The sequence below is a fragment of the Prauserella alba genome, assembly GCF_024171735.1.
GTDB classification, from domain to species: domain Bacteria; phylum Actinomycetota; class Actinomycetes; order Mycobacteriales; family Pseudonocardiaceae; genus Prauserella; species Prauserella alba.
Genome location: NZ_JAMTCH010000007.1, coordinates 237622 through 258409, shown reverse-complemented (window position 1 = coordinate 258409; position 20788 = coordinate 237622). Strand labels below are relative to the sequence as shown.

22 protein-coding genes are annotated in these 20788 nt (G+C 71.2%); 7 read left to right on the top strand and 15 right to left on the bottom strand.

Going from position 1 to position 20788, the window contains the following annotated elements; translation table 11 throughout:
* Positions 1-12: 12 nt before the first annotated feature.
* Entirely contained in the window at positions 13-1131 is a 1119-nt protein-coding gene (locus LY12_RS23225; protein WP_253859583.1) for a TIGR03364 family FAD-dependent oxidoreductase, read from the bottom strand.
* A gap of 108 nt (positions 1132-1239) precedes the next feature.
* Here LY12_RS23225 and LY12_RS23220 point away from each other — a divergent pair, with 108 nt between their 5' ends.
* The 4 genes from LY12_RS23220 (at position 1240) to LY12_RS23205 (ending at position 6210) form a co-directional block, all read left to right on the top strand.
* On the top strand, positions 1240-1989 hold the full coding sequence (locus LY12_RS23220; protein ID WP_253859582.1) for a GntR family transcriptional regulator: 750 nt from the start codon (positions 1240-1242) through the stop codon (positions 1987-1989).
* On the top strand, positions 1986-2696 hold the full coding sequence (locus LY12_RS23215; protein WP_253859581.1) for a phosphonatase-like hydrolase: 711 nt from the start codon (positions 1986-1988) through the stop codon (positions 2694-2696). The genes LY12_RS23220 and LY12_RS23215 overlap by 4 nt, the downstream gene beginning before the upstream one ends.
* 101 nt (positions 2697-2797) lie before the next feature.
* Positions 2798-4459, top strand: coding sequence for an ABC transporter ATP-binding protein (locus LY12_RS23210; RefSeq protein ID WP_253859580.1), 1662 nt, complete (start codon positions 2798-2800; stop codon positions 4457-4459).
* Positions 4456-6210: an ABC transporter ATP-binding protein gene (locus LY12_RS23205; protein WP_253859579.1), complete on the top strand. Its 1755-nt coding sequence runs from the start codon at positions 4456-4458 to the stop codon at positions 6208-6210. The genes LY12_RS23210 and LY12_RS23205 overlap by 4 nt, the downstream gene beginning before the upstream one ends.
* Before the next feature lie 95 nt (positions 6211-6305).
* On the opposite strand, the gene purQ is transcribed toward LY12_RS23205, so the two are convergent.
* The 4 genes from purQ to LY12_RS23185 all read right to left on the bottom strand — a co-directional run bounded on the left by purQ (position 6306) and on the right by LY12_RS23185 (position 9939).
* A complete protein-coding gene (gene purQ / locus LY12_RS23200) occupies positions 6306-6986 on the bottom strand; it encodes a phosphoribosylformylglycinamidine synthase subunit PurQ (protein WP_253859578.1) in 681 nt (226 codons plus the stop codon).
* On the bottom strand, positions 6983-7222 hold the full coding sequence (purS, locus tag LY12_RS23195) for a phosphoribosylformylglycinamidine synthase subunit PurS (RefSeq protein ID WP_253859577.1): 240 nt from the start codon (positions 7220-7222) through the stop codon (positions 6983-6985). The genes purQ and purS overlap by 4 nt, the downstream gene beginning before the upstream one ends.
* A gap of 348 nt (positions 7223-7570) precedes the next feature.
* Complete coding sequence (locus LY12_RS23190; protein ID WP_253859576.1) at positions 7571-8317, bottom strand: hypothetical protein; 747 nt, start codon at positions 8315-8317, stop codon at positions 7571-7573.
* Between the two features lie 152 nt (positions 8318-8469).
* Complete coding sequence (locus LY12_RS23185; RefSeq protein ID WP_253859575.1) at positions 8470-9939, bottom strand: aldehyde dehydrogenase family protein; 1470 nt, start codon at positions 9937-9939, stop codon at positions 8470-8472.
* 335 nt (positions 9940-10274) lie between these two features.
* On the opposite strand from LY12_RS23185, the gene LY12_RS23180 reads away from it, so the two are divergent.
* Entirely contained in the window at positions 10275-10910 is a 636-nt protein-coding gene (locus tag LY12_RS23180) for an MBL fold metallo-hydrolase (protein WP_253859574.1), read from the top strand.
* 70 nt (positions 10911-10980) lie between these two features.
* Here LY12_RS23180 and LY12_RS23175 read toward each other — a convergent pair whose 3' ends face one another.
* The 7 genes from LY12_RS23175 to LY12_RS23150 all read right to left on the bottom strand — a co-directional run bounded on the left by LY12_RS23175 (position 10981) and on the right by LY12_RS23150 (position 16523).
* Positions 10981-11730: a DUF2334 domain-containing protein gene (locus LY12_RS23175; protein WP_253859573.1), complete on the bottom strand. Its 750-nt coding sequence runs from the start codon at positions 11728-11730 to the stop codon at positions 10981-10983.
* Between the two features lie 160 nt (positions 11731-11890).
* Entirely contained in the window at positions 11891-12847 is a 957-nt protein-coding gene (locus tag LY12_RS23170; RefSeq protein ID WP_253859572.1) for a sulfite exporter TauE/SafE family protein, read from the bottom strand.
* 63 nt (positions 12848-12910) lie between these two features.
* Positions 12911-12997, bottom strand: coding sequence for a putative leader peptide (locus LY12_RS26315; protein ID WP_372493614.1), 87 nt, complete (start codon positions 12995-12997; stop codon positions 12911-12913).
* A gap of 72 nt (positions 12998-13069) precedes the next feature.
* Complete coding sequence (gene purB / locus LY12_RS23165; RefSeq protein ID WP_253859571.1) at positions 13070-14497, bottom strand: adenylosuccinate lyase; 1428 nt, start codon at positions 14495-14497, stop codon at positions 13070-13072.
* A gap of 109 nt (positions 14498-14606) precedes the next feature.
* On the bottom strand, positions 14607-15194 hold the full coding sequence (locus LY12_RS23160) for a TetR/AcrR family transcriptional regulator (protein ID WP_253859570.1): 588 nt from the start codon (positions 15192-15194) through the stop codon (positions 14607-14609).
* A 110-nt stretch (positions 15195-15304) separates the two neighbouring features.
* Positions 15305-15997: a hypothetical protein gene (locus LY12_RS23155; protein WP_253859569.1), complete on the bottom strand. Its 693-nt coding sequence runs from the start codon at positions 15995-15997 to the stop codon at positions 15305-15307.
* Entirely contained in the window at positions 15990-16523 is a 534-nt protein-coding gene (locus LY12_RS23150; protein ID WP_253859568.1) for a SigE family RNA polymerase sigma factor, read from the bottom strand. Before LY12_RS23150 ends, LY12_RS23155 begins: the two co-directional genes overlap by 8 nt.
* Before the next feature lie 213 nt (positions 16524-16736).
* On the opposite strand from LY12_RS23150, the gene LY12_RS23145 reads away from it, so the two are divergent.
* Positions 16737-17702: a threonine aldolase family protein gene (locus LY12_RS23145; protein WP_253859671.1), complete on the top strand. Its 966-nt coding sequence runs from the start codon at positions 16737-16739 to the stop codon at positions 17700-17702.
* A complete protein-coding gene (locus LY12_RS23140; protein ID WP_253859567.1) occupies positions 17699-18280 on the top strand; it encodes an HAD family hydrolase in 582 nt (193 codons plus the stop codon). Before LY12_RS23145 ends, LY12_RS23140 begins: the two co-directional genes overlap by 4 nt.
* Before the next feature lie 110 nt (positions 18281-18390).
* Here LY12_RS23140 and LY12_RS23135 read toward each other — a convergent pair whose 3' ends face one another.
* The 3 genes from LY12_RS23135 to LY12_RS23125 all read right to left on the bottom strand — a co-directional run bounded on the left by LY12_RS23135 (position 18391) and on the right by LY12_RS23125 (position 20663).
* The gene (locus LY12_RS23135) at positions 18391-19056 is read right to left on the bottom strand and encodes a 4a-hydroxytetrahydrobiopterin dehydratase (protein ID WP_253859566.1); all 666 of its coding nucleotides are present in this window, start codon (positions 19054-19056) and stop codon (positions 18391-18393) included.
* 99 nt (positions 19057-19155) lie between these two features.
* Positions 19156-19338, bottom strand: a complete 183-nt coding sequence (locus tag LY12_RS23130) for a hypothetical protein (RefSeq protein ID WP_183781598.1) — start codon at positions 19336-19338, stop codon at positions 19156-19158.
* Positions 19339-19484: 146 nt separating this feature from the next.
* Positions 19485-20663: a pyridoxal phosphate-dependent aminotransferase gene (locus LY12_RS23125; RefSeq protein WP_253859565.1), complete on the bottom strand. Its 1179-nt coding sequence runs from the start codon at positions 20661-20663 to the stop codon at positions 19485-19487.
* Positions 20664-20788: the final 125 nt, after the last annotated feature.

The following is a 20788-nucleotide window of genomic DNA, read 5'->3' as shown; positions in this document are numbered from 1 at the left end:
AGGAACGGGTCGTCAGGTGAGCAGGTCGTCGAACACGGCCGGAGCGAGCCCGAAAGCCGTGGTCATGCCGATGCCGGAGGTGACAGCGACGACGCGGACGCCGTCGCAGGGGGTCTCGACCAGGAACGGATCGGGTGCGGACGCGTACACACCGGTCCACCGTTCGCGCACGGCCAGCGACCGCGCACCGAGCAGTCGCGCGGTCTCGTCGAGCACGAGCTCGTCGAGGTTCTCCGCGCGGTACGGCGACAACGTGGCCTGGTAGGCGTGCGTGTCGCCGATCGTCAGATCGCCGCCGGGAAGCTGGGTGAACATCAGGTTCAGTCCCGCTTCGACGAGGCGGGGGTGATCGCGTTCGAGGCGGGCACGCACCGCGGCACGGCTCGGGCACGCGGCGAAGGCCGCGTAGCGCAGCATCGAGAAGCCGGTCAGCACAGCGCTGTCGATGTCACGGCCGTGCGGCTCGGCCACCCGCAGCATGTGCAGCGAACACCGTTGGACGGCACGTTCCTCGGCCAGTCCGGGGAAATGCCGGTCGACGTCGTGGCCGACCGCGACGACGACGCGGCGGGCACGCAGCACGCCCCTGCTGGTGCCGACCTCGCCGGTTCCGATCGTGTGGGCGGTCGTGGACCAGTGGAAGGTCACCCCCCGGTCGGCGAGCGCCGCAGCGATGGCGTGGACGGCTTCGCGCGGGTCGACGCGCAGGTCGAGCGGGAAGTGCGCGCCACCGATCGCCTCGGCCACGGGGACGCGTTCCAGCACGGCGCGCTCGCCGAGAAGTTCGACCTGGCCGTGTCTGAGCTCGGCGAGCTCGCCGAGCAGCGCCAGCTCGTCGGCGGCCCTGGCGACGACGACCGTGCCCGCTTCGCCGACGTGGAATCCTGCCTCCTTCGCCAGCCGCAGCCACGTGTCACGGGCGACGAGCGCGTAGTCGAGTGCCTGCCCGTCCTGCGCGGTGATGCACCCGTGCCCGAAGTTGCGGACCGAAGCGCCGGTCGCACGTTCGTCCCGTTCGACGACGGCCACCGACAGGCCTCGCTCGGTGGCTTCGTACGCGTGGGCGAGCCCGACGATGCCCGCACCGATCACGACGACGTCGGCCGTGCCGAGCTCCGCACAACTTGTCATGACAAGGAACCTGTTGGAGTAGCCGTGATCGCGTCAACTGGCGAGCATGTCTGTATTTGCCCTGTTCATCAGCAGTTAACGAGCGCCTCGACATGTATAGTCATCACCATGGAGACGCCCTTGCACGAGCAGATCGCCGCCGACCTGCGCCGCCTGATCTCCTCCGGCGAGCTGCCGGTGGGCGCCCCGGTGCCGTCCGAATCGCAGTTGTGCACGCAGTGGGACGCCTCGCGCGGACCGGTCCGGCAGGCGCTCGCGACCCTGCGGACGGAGGGCATGATCGGCGGGGGCCGGGGCAAGCCGCCCGTCGTCCGCCGCCAGGTGTTGAGTCAGCCGTTCGAAACGTTCCTCTCGTTCTCCAGCTGGGTGCACGGACTGGGCCGAACGCCGGGCCAGCGCACACTCGAGATCGCACGCAGGCCCGCGAGTGCGGAGATCGCCGACGAACTCCTGCTCGACGAGGGGGAGCCGGTCGTGCAGCTGGTGCGACTGCGGCTCATCGACGGCACCCCGACCATGCTCGAACGCACGACGTTCGTGGAACCCGTCGGCCGGTTGCTGTTCGACCACGACTGTGATTCCGGTTCGATCTACGCGTTCCTCGGCGGCCAGGGCGTCGACATGAGCCTCGCGCGGCATCTCGTCGACGCCGTGGCAGCCGACGGGACGGACGGCGAACTGCTCGGCGTCGCACCGGGTGCGCCGCTCCTCCGGGAACAGCGCAGGGCCACCGGCGTGGACGGAACGCCGGTGGAGTACTCCGACGACCGCTACCGCCCCGAACTCGTCGGCTTCGCCATCGAGAACTCCCAGCAGGCACTACCCACACTCGCCAGGAACTGGAGGTCGGCGTCGTGACCGCACTCGCCGTACTGGACATCGCAGGTACCACCGTCGACGAACGCGGGGCGGTGTACACGGCGCTCGAGGGCGCTGTCGTCGCCGCAGGCGCATCACCGTCCACAACAGACATCCAGCGCTGGATGGGTGCCGACAAGAAGGAAGCCATCACAGGGCTACTGGAGCAAGGGAAGGGCCGCGTTCCTAATCCGTCCGTTGTGGAATCCGCGTTCACCGATTTCCACGCGAGGCTCGACGCCGCATACCGGTCGAGGCCACCGCAGCCGCTGCCCGGGGTCCCCGAGGCGATCGCCGCGTTACGAGCCGCCGACATCAAGGTCGCGCTGACCACCGGATTCGACAGGTCCGTCGTGGACGGTCTGCTCGCCACGCTCGGCTGGACCACCGGCGTGCTGGACGCGGTCGTGTGCGTCGACGACGTCCCGGCCGGCAGGCCCGCCCCGTACATGATCTTCCGTGCGATGGAACGCACCGGGGTGCGCGCCGTCGCGGACGTCGTCGTCGCCGGGGACACGCGCCGCGATCTCGAGGCGGGCCACAACGCCGGAGCCGGCACGGTCGTCGGTGTCCTGACCGGCGGGTACGACGCCACGGACCTCGGTGCGGTGCGGCACACCCACCTGTTACCGAGCGTCGCCGACCTGCCCGAGCTACTCGGCGTGCCGGTATCCGCCGCGACACCGGGCACGTCGAGCGTGGAGTAGACCCCGGACACCCGGCGCGCGGCGTGCCCGGCCGACCGGCCGGGCTCCTCCACCGGAAACTCGCTCGCCATCGGCGGAGGCCGTTCGTAACGTGGTGCCACGTGCTCACCAAGCCGTACCCCGCTCCCGACGTGACGCTCCCGCAGCAGCCGACCCCGCTGCGGTTCCTGCTGGCCGTACTCGGTTCGCGGCCGTGGCTCGCGGTGTCCGCGGCCGTACTCGGCGCGGTATGGCTCGTGCCGGGTGCGTTCCTGCCGCTGGTGGTCGGTGACGCGATCGACCGCGGCATCGCGGGCGCCGACACCGCCGACCTCGTCGGCGCGATCGCGCTGATCGTCGGCATCGGCGTGGGCCAGGCGGTGTTCGGGGGCGCGCTGATGTTCACCGTCGTCGGCATGTGGCTGCACGGCGCGTCGACGACGCAGCGACTCGTGGCGACGCACGTCGCACGGCTCGGCGGTTCGCTGCGGGCGCAGGCCGGTTCGGGCGAGGTACTGGCGATCTCGTCGTCGGACCTGAGCCGCATCGGCAACGTGTTCGAGGTGTCGGGGCGACTGCTGGGTTCGGTCGTGGCATTCCTCGCCGTGGGTGTCGCGCTGCTGAGTTACTCACCACTGCTGGCTGGGGTGGCGCTCATCGGCGTGCCGCTGGCGGTGGCGGGGATCGGTCCGCTCGTCGCGCCGATCCAGCGGAAGGTCGACGCGCAGCGACAGCGGCGGTCGGCGATGAGCGCGGTCGGCGCGGACGTGGTGTCCGGGCTGCGGATCCTGCGCGGCGTCGGCGGCGAACGGCAGTTCGGCGATCGGTTCCGCGCCGCGAGCGGCCATGTGCGTGACACGGGGATGGGCGTGGCGCGGGCGCAGTCGTGGCTCGCGGCCGCGGAGGTGGTGTTGCCCGGTCTCGTCACCGTGGCGATCACCTGGCTGGGCGCGCGGCTCGCGCTGGCAGGCGACATCACGGCGGGCGAGCTCGTCGCGTTCTACGGCGCATCTGCGTTCCTCGCGATCCCGGTGACGACCGCGACCATGGCCACCGGCGACCTCGCCTCGGCGCTGGTGTCGGCGGCGAGGGTGTGCAGACTGCTGTCCCTGCGCAGGGACCTTCCCAAACCCGAGCGCCCCGCCACGCTGCCCGAAGGGCCGCTCGACGCGGGTGACCCCGCGACCGGGCTGACGGCAGCTGCAGGAGAACTCACCGTCGTCGACGCGGGCGAGCACGCGGAAGCGATCATGCAGCGGCTGAGCAGATTCACCGGCGAGGGCGAACCCGCGCTGCTGTCCGGCGTCCCGACCGACCGAGTAGGACTCGCCGAGCTGCGCGAACGCGTCGTCTACGCCCACAACCAGGACTTCTGGTTCTCCGGCATCCTCGCCGACGAACTCGACGCGGCTCGCCGGCGTGGTGGCGACGTCGACAAAGCGCTCTGGGCGGCCGACGCCGACGACATCCTGGCCGGCCTTCCGGAAGGGCTCAGGGAGCACATCGGCGAACGCGGCCGCGAGGTGTCCGGTGGTCAACGGCAGCGACTGAGCCTCGCGCGCGCCCTCGTGACCGACGCCGACGTACTGGTGCTCGACGAACCCACATCTGCGGTCGACGCCCACACCGAGGCCCGCATCACCGAACGCGTCGCCGCTCTGCGGCGGGGCAGGACGACTGTCGTGTTCGCACAGAGCGCGCTCTGGGCCGCGGTGGCCGACCACGTCGTGACCGCCGACGACCTGACGCTCGCCGACCCGGCCCAGGAGGTGTCGCACCGATGATCGGCAGCACGCTGCCGCTGGCATCACGTGCCGCGACGCGGAACTGGCTGCGCGGAACGCTGCGGCGGCACCGCAGGGCGTTCCTGGTCGCCGCGGGACTGTTCACCGTCGCGACGGTGGCGGGTATCGCGGGGCCGCAGATCCTCGGCACCCTCGTCGACCACGTCACCGCGGGCGGCGGCACCGGGGAGATCGACGTCCTCGCGCTCATGTTCGTCGCGGCACTCGTGGTGCAGGCAGCGCTCAGCAAGGCGGCCCGCGCGCGCGTCGGCATGCTCGGCGAACGCATCATCGCCGGGGCACGCGAGGGCCTCATCGACCAGGCGCTGCGATTGCCGCTGAACGACATCGAGACGGCGGGCACGGGCGACCTGCTCAGCAGGGCGACCTCCGACGTCGACCGGATCGACCACGCCGTCCGCAACGCGGTGCCGACGATCACGACGTCGGCACTGACGCTGTCGATCACGACCGTCGCGATGATCGCGACCTCGCCGCTGCTGGCGCTCGCCCTGCTCGTGGCCGTCGCGGTGGTCCACCTCCCGACCCGCTGGTACCTGCGGCGGGCACCCGACGTCATCGCACGCATGCTCCGGTCGTGGGCGGTGCTGCACTCGACGACCCACGAAACGGCCGAGGGCGCGCGGACCGCCGAGGCGTTCGGGTTGACCGGCCACCGCGAACGCACCGGCGAGGACAGCCTGCAGACCGCGCTGCGGGGCGAACGGCGGCTGCGGCTGATGCAGACCCGCTGGACGCCGTTCCTCGAGCTGTCGCACACGCTGCCGATCGCGGCGACGCTGGCGCTCGGCGGCTGGGCCTACGCGCAAGGACTCGTCGAGCTGGGCACGATCGCCACGATGGTGCTGTACATCCAGGCGCTCGCCACGCCGATGGACGAGCTGCTGTGGTGGTTCGAGGACATGGCGGTCGCCGGAACGGCCCTGCGCAGAGTGCTCGGTGTGCAGGCCCCCGAGGACGAGCGCACCGCGGGCGCACCCAACGGCAGGGACATCGAGCTCCGCGACGTGCACTTCAGCTACGCCACGGGCAAAGAGGTGCTCCGCGGGATGGACCTGCGGGTGCCGCGCGGGCAGCGACTGGCGATCGTCGGACCGTCGGGAGCGGGGAAATCGACGCTCGGCAGGCTGCTCGCGGGGATCTCCGCGCCGACGCGCGGTTCGGTGACGATCGGTGGTTCCGAGGCGTCGGCGCTCGCCGACGACCTGCTCCGCGGGGAGGTGCTGTTGCTGACGCAGGAACAGCACGTCTTCGCGGGCACACTACGAGAGAATCTGACACTCCCCGGCGGCGGCTCGTGGACCGACGAGCGGCTGTGGGACGCGCTGCGCGCCGTGGGCGGCGACCGTTGGGCGGCGGCGCTGCCCGACGGGCTGAACACCACCGTCGGCACGGGCGCCCACGCGGTGCCAGCGGCCGTCGCACAGCAACTCGCGCTCGCGCGGGTGGTGCTCGCGGATCCGCACACGCTCGTACTGGACGAGGCCACGTCACTGCTCGACACGTCGTCGGCGAGGGATCTCGAACGCACCCTCGCGCGGGTGCTGGAGGGGCGCACCGTGATCGCGATCGCGCACCGGCTGCACACCGCGGCCGCCGCCGACCGTGTCGCCGTCGTCGAGGACGGGCGCATCAGCGAACTGGGCAGCCACGCCGAGCTGCTCAGCGCCGACGGGCCCTACGCGCGGCTGATTCGAACCGCCTCCGCTCAGGACGCCGCGGCACAGTGACCCGGCGAAACAGTGACACGGCGAAACAGTGACACGGCGAAACAGTGACACGGCGAAACAGTGACGCGGCGAATCTCCCCGCTGTGCTTACCGTTTCAGGCCGCGACGCCCAGCGCGTCGAGCGCGGAGTAGAACATGCCGAGACCGTCGTCGGACGGGCCCGTGAGTGCGTCGATGGCGTGCTCGGGGTGCGGCATCAGCCCGACGACCCGGCCGCTCTCGTCGGCGACACCCGCGATGTCGCTGCGCGACCCGTTCGGGTTCTCGCCGACGTACCGGAACACCACGCGGCCGTCGCCTTCGAGACGCTCCAGCGTGGGCTCGTCGGCCATGTAGCCGCCCTCGCCGGACTTCAGCGGAATCAGCACCTCGGCGCCGGAGTCGTAACGAGTGCTCCACGACGTCGTGTTGTTCTCGACGCGCAGCCACTGGTCGCGGCACACGAAGTGCAGCTTCTCGTTGCGGACGAGCGCACCCGGCAACAGTCCCGCCTCGCAGAGGATCTGGAAGCCGTTGCAGATGCCCAGCACCGGCATGCCCTTGCCCGCGGCGTCGATCACCGACGTCATCACGGGCGCGAACCGGGCGATCGCACCGCAGCGGAGGTAGTCGCCGTAGGAGAACCCGCCGGGCACGACGACCGCATCGACACCGTGGAGGTCGGCGTCGGCATGCCACAGCGAGACGGCCTCGGCGCCGGAGTACCGCACCGCGCGGGCGGCGTCGACGTCGTCGAGCGTGCCGGGGAAGGTGATGACGCCGATGCGAGCGGTCACTGCTCCACCCGCCGGATCGTCCAGTCCTCGATCACGGGGTTTGCGAGGAAGCCCTCGGCGATCTTCGCGAGCGTGTCGTCGTCGACCGAGTCGTCGACTTCGAGCTCGAAATGCTTGCCCTGGCGAACTTCGGCCACCCCGTCGAACCCGAGCCGCGGAAGGGCGCCGGCGACGGCCTGCCCCTGCGGGTCGAGGATCTCGGGTTTGGGCATGACGTCGACGACTACTCGGGCCACGACAGGCTGCTCCTTGCGTTCGAAAGCACTGCGTTGAAGAACATTTCCGCAGGTCGGATAGCACGCCAAGCGTAACCCAGCGGAAGCCGGAGCCGGCCTTCGGGGCCGAGAGACCCCCGACGCCCCTCGGCCCCGCCGGTCGGCACCGGCTTCTACGTCGGGAGACGTGTGCCGGTTCCGTCGGTTGCGTCGGAGATGCCGGACTCACCGGTTCGGAGGACAACGACGGCCCGTTCAGCAACCCTGAGTCACCGATCGACCGCGACGGGTGAGTGGACGAGATCGCGCTCGGCACCGGATGCGGCGAGGTGGCCGCGACCGGACGCCGCTCGAGTACGTCGAGCGGGCTCAGAATCCGGGCCCGCGCCCCGGCGGGCCGTAACCAGGCGGGTCATAACCGGGCGGTGTGCCGTAACCGGGTGGGTAGTGGCCGGGTGGTCCGTAGCCCGGCGGTCCGGCGCCCGGTCCCGGCGGCCCGTGCGGCTGTTTCGGCTCACCTCCGCGCATCGCACGACCGGTCGCCGGCAGCACGGCCATGATCGAGGCAACCAGCAGGACGACGGCAACGATCACCGAGGTGATCGTGTACTCGAACGGCAGCTCGGTTTCGTATGTGTGCCCACCCGCGCTCACCTCGAAGCCGATCAGCGTGAGCTTGATCGGTGCGTACGCGTAGTACGCGAAGCCGAGCAAACCCAGCACCGCCGTGATCCACCGCGCGAACCCGTACCGAGCGAACATCCACAGCACGAACAGCAACAGAGTCGAGGTATACGAGAAGGTCACCGCGATGATCGCGTCGACGATGTCGGTCGACGAGTCCACGAACGCCAGGCCGGTCAAGGTCATGCGCATGTGCACGGCGAACTCGCTACCCAACGAGGAGTCGGTCGCCACTGTCGCCGAGAGGTACAGGATCGCGATCGCGGGCAGGAACGCGCTCGCCGTCACGTAGGCCATCGCTTTGCTCGGCTTGCGCGGGGCGAACCCGGCCTGCGGGTGTCCGTGACCCGCAGGTCCGTACCCGCCGGGCTGGGCGAACCGGCCGGGACCGCCCGGCTGCTGCGGATATCCGCCCGCATACGGCTGATTCATGCGCCATCCCCTCGCTGGTGCGCGGGCCCCACGGTGGCTGCGACCCGGGACTTCTTAACACACCAGCTGACCGGAACGCGCCGCTTTCAGCGGTGCGCCGCGGGAGGCAACGCGTATGCAGACCGCGGGCCGGTCGCGGTCAGGAGCGCGGGTCAGCCCTTGCCGTGGAGCTTCGCCATGAGCTTGCCGATGATCGCCTCGGTCTTCTTCGACCGCGCGAACGAGGTCAGCGCGATCGGGGCGGTGAACCGCTGGCGGGCGATGGCCTTGGGGCGGGCGAACTCGCGCAGCCCCTCCGGTCCGTGGATACGGCCGAACCCGGATTCGCCGCTGCCGCCGAACGGGAGCGAGGCGATGCCCGCGAACGACAACGGCGCGTTGATCGCCGTCTGCCCGGTGCGCAGCCGCCGCGCCAGTTCCATGCCGCGCGCCTTCGAGAACACCGTCGAACCGAGGCCGTAGGCAGAATCGTTGGCCCTGTCGACGGCTTCGTCCATGTCGGCGACCTTGGCGATGGTCACGGTCGGGCCGAACGTCTCCTCACGAACCGCGGAGCAGTCCTCCGGCACGTCGACGAGCACGGTCGGCTTGACGTACCGGTCGCCAACGGCGTCGGCACCGCCGACCAGCGCCCTACCACCCGCGGCCAGCGCGTCCTGGATGTGCCTGCGCACGACGTCCAGCTGCGCGGGCATGGTCATGGGGCCGTACTGCTCACCGGCGTCGACGTCCTCGGCCTTGGCGACGACCTTGGCGACGAACTCGTCGTAGACGCGCTCGTGGACGTACACGCGCTCGACACCCGCACAGGTCTGCCCCGCGTTGGAGAACGCGCCCCAGACGGTGGCGTCGGCGGCGGCGTCGAGGTCCGCGTCCGCGTCGACGAGCAGCGGGTCCTTGCCGCCCGCCTCGATGACCACGGGCGTCAGGGTTTCGGCAGCCGACGCCATGACCTTCTTGCCGGTCGCCGCCGAGCCGGTGAAGGCGATCTTGTCGACGCCGGCCCTCGTCAGCGCCGCGCCCGTGTCGCCGAGGCCCGTGACGAGCTGCAGCACCGGGTGTTCCGGCACCGCTTCGGCGAACGACTCGACCAGCCACTTGCCCACACCGGGCGTGAACTCGGAGGGTTTGAAGACGACGGCGTTACCGGCGGCGAGCGCGTAGCTGATCGAACCGAGCGGCGTGTAGACCGGATAGTTCCACGGTCCGATGACGCCGACGACGCCGAGCGGCTGGTACTCGACGCTCGCCGCCTGGTTCGACAGCAACAGACCGGGCGAACGGCGCTGCGGGCCGAGGACCTTGCGTGCGTGCTTGGCAGCCCACGCCAGGTGTTCGATCGCGAGGACGAGTTCGAGCTGGGCGTCCCCGGCCGGCTTGCCGGTCTCCTCGGTGATGACGCCGCACAACTCCGGCATGCGCTTGGCCAATGCGGCGCGCCAGGCGGCCAGGCGCTCGGCGCGGCCCGCGAACCCCAGGGAGTCCCACCAGACGGCGGCGTCGCGCGCCCTCGCCACGGCGGCCTCGACCTGCTCCGCGGTGTGCACCGGGTAGGTGCCGACGACCTCGCCGGTGGCCGGGTCGAACGATTCGAACGTCTCGCCGGTGAGCACAGTGGTCATGCCCCGAGGGTACGACCGCGCCCCACTGCTGGCAATGTGCCAACTACGCTGTCCTCGGTGCCCCCAAGGGCACCTTGGTGGCACTCAACGCGCCACATCTTCCCCTCACGCCGGCGGGCCTGACCGCAGCGCCCAGCCCTCATTCCCCGGTCCTGCGACGCTGCGAGGGGAAGATTCGGGGCCCTTCCCGCCGGCCCGACCACAACGACACGCTGGCGCGTGGCTGTGTTCGACGCCCCCAAGGTGCCCGTGGGGTGTTCTCGGGGCCTGCGTGGCGGGCAGCGGCGGATATCGTGACCATCGCACCAGTCAGCCACCCGCGCGAGGAGCCACCGATGCGCGTCACCCACTACGGACACGCCTGCGTCCTGCTCGAGACCGACCGGGCACGGATCCTCATCGATCCCGGTGCGTTCTCCTCAGGGTTCGAGAACCTCACCGACCTCGACGCCGTGCTGATCACCCACCAGCACTACGACCACGTCGACACGGAGCGACTGCCGAGCCTCCTGTCCGCCAACCCGGGAGCACAGCTCGTCACCGACCCGGGGTCACGCGACACCGTCGCCAAGGTCGGCCTCGACTCGCGTACAGCGACGCCGGGCGACGCGTTCGAGGTCGGCGGCGCAGCGGTGAACGTCGTGGGCGGCCAGCACGCGACGATCCACAGGGACATCCCCGTCATCCCCAACGTCGGATTCCTCGTCGACCACGGCGCGTTCTACCACCCCGGCGACTCGTTCTTCGTTCCCGACCAGGAGGTCGACGTCCTCGGCCTGCCGACCGCGGCACCGTGGCTCAAGGCGGGGGAAGCCGTCGACTACCTGCGCACCGTGGCACCGCGGCTGGCCGTGCCGATCCACGAGGCGGTGCTCGCCAACCCCGCCATGCACCACGGGCTGTTCACCAACCTCGCGCCGGACGGCACCGAGGTCAAGGTGCTGCCACGAGCGGAGCAGACGCCGGTGTGACGGCCCCGGCCACCTCGCAGGCAGCACGCCGGCGCGACAGCGAGGGGAAGATTTGGCGCGTTCAACGCCACTAAGGTGCCCTTGGGGGCGCGAGGGCGGACGTCGAGGCTCCCAGTGCGGCGTAGGTGCGTGGACGGGCGCCGGCCTCGACGGCCGCGTCGACCGCCTCCAGTAGGGCCCGTCTGCCGCGGTCCGTGGCGAGGTCGGAAGCGTCGACCGCCAGCCGCACGAGCCCACCTCGCCGTGCGGCCCGCACCACTGCCGTGACGTCCCCGGACCCGCCTGCGGGCACGGCCACCGACCGGGACCCCCACGGCGGCAGCATCGCCGCGCCGCGGCGGACCGCCGTCCGGCGCACCCCGGTGCGTTCGTCAGCGCCGAGGCGGTGCACGCGTCCGCGCACGACCATGCCTCGCCGCAGATCACGCACCGCGACCTCTTCCGCGCACACGGCGAACCCGTGCCGGCGCAACGCCTCGCGGGCCTCGGGGACGATCCGCCAGCGCGGCGGGGCGAACACGTCGGTGCGCAGGCCTTCGGCGTCGAGTGCGGCCGTCGCCGCGATGAGCCGCAGTCCCGCCTCGTGGCCGCGCAGCGAGGCGAACTCGGCGGGCACGCGACGGTCGTAGCCGTGCAGCGCAACCGCATCGCCCCGGGCAGTACGCGCGCGCACCCATTCGGCCACGCGGCGTGACCCACCCGGCGTGTACAGCAGCGTCAACGGCACACCGCGCGAATCGAGCTCGTCGGCCGTGACTGCGCAGCCGTCGAGCGTGCGCGCACCCGGCCCGGACAGGGAGACCAGCAGCGAGGCATCCACCCGGCCCACGAAACCGGTCGCGGATGACCGCGTGAGGGCATGCGGGTGAGCCCGCGGTGAAACGCCGCCGACGAACGGGCACACCGGTCGCCGAGACGGGTGACGGACCTGTCCCCGCGACCGGCGAGGACGCCGGGACCGACTACCGACCGGGACGCCGTTACGACCGGTCGGTGGCGGGCTGGTCCTGCCGGTGACGCGTGACGGGCTCGTCGTCGCCGGAGTCGCTCATGTCCTCACCCGCGAGGGCGTTGATGCGCTTCTCTTCCCGCATCGAGCGGATCGACGTCACCAGCGCGGCCACGATGAGCACCGCCAGCCCGGCGTAGCAGACCACGATCGCGGTGTGCGGCAGTCCGAGGTTGCTCAGCAGCATCCACGCGTTGGCCAGGATGATGAGCCCGCCAGCGGCGGTGCCCAGCACCCGTGGCGGCATGTGGTGCGCCAGCCACGCCCCGATCGGCGCGGCGACCACCCCACCGATCAGCAGGCCCAGCACGACGAGCCAGTTCATACCCTCCTGCTTGAGCGCGATCAGGAACGCCACGCAGGCCGCGACGGTCACGACGAACTCTGCGGCGCTGACCGAGCCGACGACCTTCCGCGGTTCGAGCCGTCCCGACGACAGCAGCGTCGTGGTGGCCACCGGGCCCCAGCCGCCACCGCCGCTCGCGTCGACGAAACCGGCCACGAACCCGAGCGGGGCCAGGAACTTCGCACCAGGGCGTTTGTCGGTGATGAGCTTGCCGAGCTTGAGGAACGCGAAGCGCACCAGCACGTACATGCCGAGCAGGAAGAGGAACGCGCTGATCCACGCGCTCGCGACGTCGGTCGACATCGCGACCAGCGCGAACGCGCCGATCGCCGCACCGATCGCCCCGGGCACGGCGAGGATGCTCACGGTGCGCCAGTCGATGTTGCGAAACTTCCAGTGCGACACACCGGAAGCCAGCGACGTGCCGACCTGGGCGAAATGCGCCGACGCCGACGCGATCGCCGGTGCCGTGCCCGCGGCGATCAGCACCGTCGTGGACGTCATGCCGTAGCCCATGCCGAGCGTGCCGGACACCAGTTGTGCCAGGAACCCGGCGATCCCGAAGAACAGGAGCGCTTGCATGCCGACCTCAGACGTGACTGTTGACGGGCACGGAACGGCCCGGGGAAGGGACAGGGACTGGCGTCAGCGGTGACGGCACAGCGCGGAGCTCACCCGGAGCAAGTCGATGTGCCTGCGCTGCACCAGCGGCCGTAACGACGCTGGAGGCATACACGCGCACCCGAGGCTGCTCACTCGCTCGATCGTTGCAGAAGGTCACGATCGGGTCTACCCGCTCCCACATCACAGGATCGGTGCCGGTTCGTACTCGGCAGCCTCGGGGAAACGCTTCACGACGTCCGCAACCCGCGCGGCGACGGCTTCGACCTGCGACGACGCCGTTCCGGTGAACGACAACCGGTCGGCGAGAAGATCGTCGAGACTCGCCCGGTCGAGGGGTAGCCGATCGTCGGCGGCGAGCCGGTCGAGCAGATCGTTGTCGGCCTGGCCCTCCCGCATCGCCAGCGCCACCGCGACCGCGTTCTCCTTGATCGCCTCGTGCGCCGTCTCCCTGCCGACGCCGCCGCGCACCGCGGCCATCAGCACCTTCGTCGTGGCCAGGAACGGCAGGTAGCGGTTCAGCTCGCGGTCGACCACCGCGGGGAACGCGCCGAACTCACTCAGCACCGTCAGCAGCGTCTCCAGCAGCCCGTCGAGCGCGAAGAACGCGTCCGGCAGCGCGACGCGGCGCACCACGGAGTCGGAGACGTCACCCTCGTTCCACTGGTCGCCGGCCAGTTCGCCGACCATCGACAGGTGTCCGCGCAGCACCACGGCCAGCCCGTTCACCCGCTCGCACGAGCGCGTGTTCATCTTGTGCGGCATCGCCGACGAACCGACCTGCCCCGGCTGGAAGCCTTCAGTGACCAGCTCGCCTCCCGCCATCAGCCGGATCGTCTTGGCCAGGCTGGACGGCGGCGCAGCCAGCTGCGTCAGCGCGGAGACGACGTCGAAGTCCAGCGACCGCGGGTACACCTGGCCCACGCTGTCCAGCACGCGGTCGAACCCGAGGTGACCGGCGACGCGCTGCTCGAGGTCGGCCAGTTCGTCGGCGCCGCCCAGCAGATCGAGCATGTCCTGCGCGGTGCCGACCGGGCCCTTGATGCCGCGCAGCGGGTAACGCGCGATGAGGTCGTCGAGCCTGCCGAAGGCGACGAGGAGCTCGTCGGCTGCCGTGGCGAAGCGTTTGCCCAGAGTCGTGGCCTGCGCCGCGACGTTGTGGGACCGGCCGGCCATGACCAGTTCGGAGTGCTCGGTCGCCAGTTCCGACAGGCGGGCGAGGACGGCGACGGCGCGGGTTCGCAGCAGTTCGAGGGACCGCCGGACCTGCAGTTGCTCGACGTTCTCGGTCAGGTCGCGCGAGGTCATGCCCTTGTGGACGTGTTCGTGCCCGGCGAGGGCGTTGAACTCCTCGATGCGCGCCTTGACGTCGTGGCGCGTGACGCGCTCCCGCGCGGCGATCGAGTCGAGGTCCACGTCGGGCAGCACCCGCTCGTAGTCGGCGATCACGCCGTCAGGCACGTCGACACCGAGCTGGGACTGGGCCTTGAGGACGGCGAGCCAGAGCTCACGCTCCAGCCGGACCTTCTGTTCAGGGGACCACAGTGCGACGAGTTCTCGGGACGCATAGCGGCCGGCGAGCACGTTCGGGATGGCGGGCTTGTCGGTCACTCCGCCAGGCTAGCCGGAGTCGCAGATCACAACCCAATCACGGTGCCCGAAAGCCAGTTCGGGGCAGTGCCCACCGGCGCCGGCCGTGCTGCCCACCGGTGGCCACCGCTCAGTCCGTGCCGGAGGCGAGCGTGTCGCGGAGCATGCGGGCCGCGGCGCCGCGCGGATCCGGGTCGACGGCGATGAGCGCGTTGACCACGGCCCCGTCGACCACGGCGATGATCCGCTCGATGCGGCGCTCGCCTGCGTCGAGACCGGATTTGACGAGGATCTCCGCCAGCAGCTCGCGCAGCTCGCCGGACAGCGTGCGCATCAACGGCCGCAGGTAGGGGCGCCTGCCCGTGCCGACGAGCCGTTCGTAACGCAGCAGCACCGCCTCGTACGCGGGGTCCTCACCCAGCAGCTGGTCGAGCACGAGCCCGACGACGGTGTCCACGCCGCGATCCGCGGTGGGCAGGTCGGCGAGGCGGGCGCGGCCCGCGGCGAGTTCCGCCCGCCCGTGGTGCTCGGTCGCGGCGGAGACGAGTTCGTCGAGGGAGTCGAAGTAGTAGGTCGTCGAGGCGAGCGGCAGGCCGGCGCGTTCGGCGACGGCGCGGTGGCGGATGGCGTCGAACCCGCCTTCGGACAGCAGCTCGGCTGCCGCCTCGACCAGGGCGTTACGACGACGTTCACCCTTCGGCGTGCTCGCGGACGTCATAGCGCGCAAGTGTGCCAGTCGATCGATGCGCGGATGGGACGTATCCGTCGCGGACACCGACGAACGGCGGGAATCGATCGGCGGCCCCGGTTCCCGGCGGGCCGCCGCCGCTACAGCTCGCCCGCGACGCGCCTGGCGATCCCCTCGACGTCGGGGCCGCCGCTGCCCGTACGCGTCAGGGACTCGCTGACCAGCAGCAACGTCGAACCGCTCGCCGTGTCCTGCTCGGCGGTCTCCGCGTCGGACAGGCCGCCCGGCAGCTGCACCTGCGTTCCTTCGGGCACGAGGACCGCCGTCAGCGCGGAGCCGTCCACGCGGAACGACGCCGACGTCGTGCCCTCGGGGCAGATGCGTCCCGGAGAGGCGTCCGAGGCGGTGACCGGGAGCTCGCCAGCGAGGGCGGTGGCGAGCTCCCGGTCGACCTGATCGCACCCCGGGGTGCGATCCCCGTCCGTCGTGCCGCCCTGCTTCGGCTCGCCGGACGGGAGTCCCTGGATGCCGGGTTGGTCACTCTGGGGACGCGACCCGCCGTCGCCGGGTTGCGCGATGCGCGGCTGCGTCCCTCCTGTGGTGGATCTGTCCGAGCCGGCGACCACGTTCCCGCCGCCACCGCCGAGCATCGAACCCGCGACCACACCGCCGCCCCCGAGGAGTACGACGGCCGCCGCGGCGCCACCCGCGATCGCACGCCTGCGGACGGTGATCCGGTGCGCGGAGTGAGCGACGTCGGTCTCGTCGAACGACGGCGGCGGTGGCTCACCGGGCACGGAACGGAACAGTTCGCCCAGTTCCCGTTCATCCATGCGCGTCCACCTCCGTACCGAGCGCCTTGCGCAGCGCAGCCAGTCCACGGGCGGTCTGGCTCTTGACGTTGCCCTCGCTGCAACCGAGGACGCCCGCCACGCCGCTGACGTCCAGACCATCGAAGTACCGCAGGACGAGCACGGCTCGCTGCCTCGACGGCACCTGCCGCAGCCCGGCCAGCAGATCCTCCCGTGTCGCCACGCGATCGCCCAGCGGGTCGGTTGCGGCCGACGTGCCGGGCGCCGACGGTTCCGGCAGGTCCGAACCATCGTCGGTCTGCCGTTCCCGCCGCCACGGGCGTCGCGATTCGTCGATCGCCGCCCGAACCAGCGTCTTGCGGACGTAGGCGTCGAGGGCTTCCCGGTCACGAACCTTGCGCCAGCGCCGATGCAGCGCCACGAACGCGGTCTGTGCCAGGTCGTCCGCCCGGTGCCAGTCGCCGCAGAGCATGTACGCGGTTCTGCGCACGGAGTCTCGCTTCGCGGCGAAGTACGCCGCGAACTCCTGCTCGTCGCGGGGGTCCACGCGGTAGGTCTCCGGTCGTTCTCAGTTGTTCGTGCCTCGGTAGACGGCACCTGCTGCCTACACGGTTGCACGCCCGCGCGACATTTTTCGTCACGAATCGGTGAGCCCTACTTCGGGCGGCCCACCGACGTGTGATGTGATCGAAACGTGACCTCCGGATCCCCCGCCCCGATCGACCTACGTTCCGACACGATCACAACGCCCGACGAACCGATGCGCACGGCCATGGCGGGCGCCGAGGTCGGTGACAACGTCATCGACACCGATCCCACGATCGTGGAGCTCGAGGAACGCGCCGCGGACATGCTGGGCATGGAGGCCGCCCTGTGGACGCCGAGCGGCACCATGGCGAACCTCATCGCGCTGTCGCTGCAGCTGCAGCGGGGCGATCGGTTCCTCGCCCCGCGCGGCGCGCACGTACTGGCCAACGAGCTCGGTTCGGCGGCCTGGCTCGCGGGCGGCATGCCCGATCCGGTCGAGCACGACGCGGGCCCCGGCAGGCCGACCCCGGCCACGGTCCGCGCGGCCGCGGGCCCGCCGAACGGCCCGTACTACACGCTGCGCACGACGCTGCTGTCACTGGAGAACACCCACAACGCCTCGGGCGGTGCGATCACCCCGCCCGAGGAGCACGCGCAGCTGGTGGCGACCGCGCGCGACTGTGGTCTGAACGTCCACCTCGACGGCGCCCGGCTGTGGAACGCGGCCGCGGCACTCGACCTGCCGCCCGCAGCGCTGACGGTCGGTGTCGACTCGGTGTCGGCCTGCCTGTCGAAGGGTCTCGGGGCGCCCGTCGGCTCCGTCGTCGCGGGCGAGGCCGAGTTCGTCGAACGGGCACGGCGGATGCGGCAGATGCTCGGCGGCGGCGTCCGCCAGGGCGGCGTACTCGCCGCTGCAGGCCTGGTGGCGTTGGAGCGGGTCGGCGACCTCCAGCGGGACCACGCCAACGCCCGCACGCTCGCCACCGGGCTGGCCGAACTCGGCTGGGATGTCGAGGAGCCGCAGACGAACATCCTGCTGGCCGCCGTGCCGGACGTGGCACTCGCGCTGGAACGGTTGCGCGGGCTCGGGATCCTGGCGCTGCCGATGGCGGGGAAGGTGCGGTTCGTGCTGCACCGCGATGTCAGCGACGACGACGTCGAGGAAGCGCTGCGGCGCATCAGGGAGGAGCGCGGATGACCGGCTGGGTGGTGTTCGACTACGGCGAGGTGCTGTGCCACAGGACGACGGCGCTACCGGAACTGGCCGGCAGACTCGACGTGCCGCCCGCGACGTTCGAACCCGCCTACTGGGCACACCGCGACCCGTACGACCGCGGCGCCGACGACGTCGCCTACTGGCAGGCCGTCGCCGACACCGTCGACACGGAGGTCGACGCCCAGACGGTGCGCGAGCTGACCGAGATCGACGCGCGCGGCTGGTCGCAGCTCGTCCCGGGCTCGGAACAGCTGGTCGAAGCGCTGGCCGAGTCGGGAAGGCGACTGGCGGTGCTGTCGAACGCGCCCGCGTCGTTCGCACGGCACGCTGAAGGGCAGCCGTGGGCGCGGCACTTCGAGCAGCTGATCTTCTCCGGGGACGTCGGCATGGCGAAGCCGGACGCGGAGATCTACCGGTTGCTGGTGCAGCGGCTGGACTGTGCTCCGGGCGACTGCCTGTTCTTCGACGACCGCAGGGTCAACGTCGAGGCCGCCCGCACGGCGGGTGTGCACGCCGAACTCTGGCCCGGCGCGGAAGTCGCCAAGTCGATGCTGCTGTAGCCGGCACCCGCGGCGTGAGGGCGCCTCGGATCGGCGTTCGGCGCGTCCCGGAACCCGACGTGTTCGGCACGGCCCGCGGCTCGGCAGCGGCGCAGGTACGGGGCCGCGGTTCAGTCGCGGCCGAGCTCGGTGCAGATGCAGGCGTTGTTGCCGTCCGGGTCGGCCACGACGACGAAAGCCGGGGCGTGGGTGTCGTCGACGAGATGTCCGCCCGCTTCGATCGCCGCGGCCACGCGCCGGTCGGCTTCCTCGGGTGGAACGGTGACGTCGAGGTGGAAGCGTTGCCGGTCCGGCGCGGTCGAGTCGGTCGATTGGAGCCACAGCCTGTCGAACCCCGCCTGCGGCAGTTCCGCGGGCGGGTCGACGACGTCACCGCCCGCGTCCTCGCCTGCGGTCTCGCCGGTGAGAACAGCGGCCCAGAACCCGCCGACCGTGCGAACCACAGGGGTGTCGAGCGCCAGTTCCAGGGCCTGCAGCCGCTCCGGACGCGGTGTCAGCCCGTGGTCGGCCGCGAGCAGGCTGATCCGTTCGGCCAGCCGGACGTCCCGTTCCGTGACCCCGCCGGCGGCACGGGTGCGCAGCGCGAACCCGACGTGTTCGGCGCGCAGGTCGACGTCAGGGGAGTGGCCGTGTTCCTCGGCGACCCGCCCGGCAACCGCGACGAACGCGGCTGCCGCGGCGAACGAGCCCGCCTCGAACCGGGACCGCAGCGCTCCCAGCAGGAGACGCCAATCAGCCAGGTCGACCTGGTTCGCTCCCAGCGTGGTCTGCTCCATCCGGCGAGGGTATGCGCTCACCCCGACCGTGACGGATCGCGCGGGCCTGCGCCCGAACAGCCGTCACCGACCACCGCCGGCCGGCGAACCCCGTGGCGGTTACGAACGGATCTGCTTCTTGTCGCCGCCCTTGAGCGCACCGTAGGCCGCCGCGCCGAGGAAGCCCGCGCCGGCGATCAGCGCGATCCAGAACACCGCCTTGACGAGGAAGCCGACCAGCGAACCGATCACCATGAACGCGACCCACGCCAGAAGCAGGCCGCCGACGATCTTCCAGAACATGTGCTTCCTCCACACTCGAGTGCTGCCGTGTATGTCCAGGTTGGCACGCCGCGCACCGTGAAGTCGCGGCCTCCCGACAACGCTCAGGGAAAACTCCGGGTTCCCCTCCGGGACCGTCCGTACCCCGGCGATGGGCCCGCCGCAGGTCAGCGGCCGAGCCACGTCCCCATGCGCTCGACGGCCGTGGTGATGTCGGCGCGCGCACCCGCGAACGACAGCCGTACGAACGAGCCGCCCGCGACGGGGTCGAAGTCCACCCCCGGCGTGATCGCCACCCCGGTGTCGTCGAGCAGCTTGCGGCACCACGACAGCGAATCGTCGGTGTGTTCCGAGACGTCGACGTAGGCGTAGAAGGCGCCGTCGATCGGGGCGATACGGGTCAGGCCGATGCCGCGCAGCCCGTCGAGGAGCAGGTCACGGTTGGCGCGGTAGTGGTCGACGTGGCCGTCCAGCTCCGCGTGCGACTCCGGTGACAGCGCCGCCACGGCCGCGTGCTGCGACAACGCGGGCGGGCAGATGTTGAAGTTTCCGGTCAGCACGTCGACGCTGCGGTGAAGCCCGCGCGGCGCGAGCATCCAGCCGAGCCGCCAGCCCGTCATCGCGAAGTACTTCGAGAACGAGCCGAGCACCAGCGCCTCGCGGGACGTCTGCCACGCGCACGCGACGTCCCGTTCGTAGGAGATTCCGTGGTAGATCTCGTCGCTGATCAGCCGGACGCCCCGCGCGGTGCACCACGCGGTCAGTGCAGCCAGCTCGTCCGGCGTCACGATGGTGCCCGTCGGATTGCTCGGACTCGCCACGATCAGGCCCTTGATGTCGCCGAGCCCGTCGAGGATCTCCGGGGTCGGCTGGAACCGGGTGCTCTCGTCCGTGGCGAACTCGACGACCTCGCAGCCGAGCGCGCTCAGCAGGTTGCGGTAGGCCGGGTAGCCGGGCCGCGCCATCGCCACCCTGTCGCCCGCCTCGAACGCTGCGAGGAACGCCAACAGGAACCCGCCAGAGGACCCCGTCGTGACGATCACGTCGGCCGGGTCGACGTCGAGCCCGTAGGCGCGGTCGTAATGCGCGGCGATCGCCTCGCGCAACGGCGGAATGCCCAGCTGGGGCGTGTAGCCGAGGTCACCGCCCCGCAACGCCTGCTGCGCCGCGGCCAGCACCGGTTCCGGTGCACCCGCCGTCGGCTGGCCCGCGCACAGGAACACCACGTCACCACGCTCGGCCTGCCGCGCCTTCGCCGCCGACAGCACGTCCATCACGTGGAACGGCGGCACGTCGGCGCGCTGCGCCGCGGGCGGGAACGGGGAGGTCGCGGAGTCCGTCGTCATGTCCAGCACTGTAAGGGGACGGCCACGTCGAACGGCGAGGGCGGCGGGAGACCGGAAGTCAGGTAAGGCCGCCGGCGAGTCGGAAGGCGAGCATGATCAAGGGAAGAATTGTCGCGTTCAACGCC

What these genes read in the sequence shown, in the direction of transcription:
- LY12_RS23160 (WP_253859570.1), bottom strand. Translation starts at nt 15,194, where the DNA reads ATGACGTCCGCGAGCACGCCGAAGGGTGAACGTCGTCGTAACGCCCTG.
- LY12_RS23135 (WP_253859566.1), bottom strand. Translation starts at nt 19,056, where the DNA reads ATGGAGCAGACCACGCTGGGAGCGAACCAGGTCGACCTGGCTGATTGG.
- LY12_RS23155 (WP_253859569.1), bottom strand. Translation starts at nt 15,997, where the DNA reads ATGGATGAACGGGAACTGGGCGAACTGTTCCGTTCCGTGCCCGGTGAG.
- LY12_RS26315 (WP_372493614.1), bottom strand. Translation starts at nt 12,997, where the DNA reads ATGCCTCCAGCGTCGTTACGGCCGCTGGTGCAGCGCAGGCACATCGAC.
- LY12_RS23190 (WP_253859576.1), bottom strand. Translation starts at nt 8,317, where the DNA reads ATGAATCAGCCGTATGCGGGCGGATATCCGCAGCAGCCGGGCGGTCCC.
- LY12_RS23225 (WP_253859583.1), bottom strand. Translation starts at nt 1,131, where the DNA reads ATGACAAGTTGTGCGGAGCTCGGCACGGCCGACGTCGTCGTGATCGGT.
- LY12_RS23180 (WP_253859574.1), top strand. Translation starts at nt 10,275, where the DNA reads ATGCGCGTCACCCACTACGGACACGCCTGCGTCCTGCTCGAGACCGAC.
- LY12_RS23220 (WP_253859582.1), top strand. Translation starts at nt 1,240, where the DNA reads ATGGAGACGCCCTTGCACGAGCAGATCGCCGCCGACCTGCGCCGCCTG.
- LY12_RS23205 (WP_253859579.1), top strand. Translation starts at nt 4,456, where the DNA reads ATGATCGGCAGCACGCTGCCGCTGGCATCACGTGCCGCGACGCGGAAC.
- LY12_RS23145 (WP_253859671.1), top strand. Translation starts at nt 16,737, where the DNA reads ATGCGCACGGCCATGGCGGGCGCCGAGGTCGGTGACAACGTCATCGAC.
- LY12_RS23140 (WP_253859567.1), top strand. Translation starts at nt 17,699, where the DNA reads ATGACCGGCTGGGTGGTGTTCGACTACGGCGAGGTGCTGTGCCACAGG.
- LY12_RS23125 (WP_253859565.1), bottom strand. Translation starts at nt 20,663, where the DNA reads ATGACGACGGACTCCGCGACCTCCCCGTTCCCGCCCGCGGCGCAGCGC.
- LY12_RS23185 (WP_253859575.1), bottom strand. Translation starts at nt 9,939, where the DNA reads ATGACCACTGTGCTCACCGGCGAGACGTTCGAATCGTTCGACCCGGCC.
- LY12_RS23130 (WP_183781598.1), bottom strand. Translation starts at nt 19,338, where the DNA reads ATGTTCTGGAAGATCGTCGGCGGCCTGCTTCTGGCGTGGGTCGCGTTC.
- LY12_RS23170 (WP_253859572.1), bottom strand. Translation starts at nt 12,847, where the DNA reads ATGCAAGCGCTCCTGTTCTTCGGGATCGCCGGGTTCCTGGCACAACTG.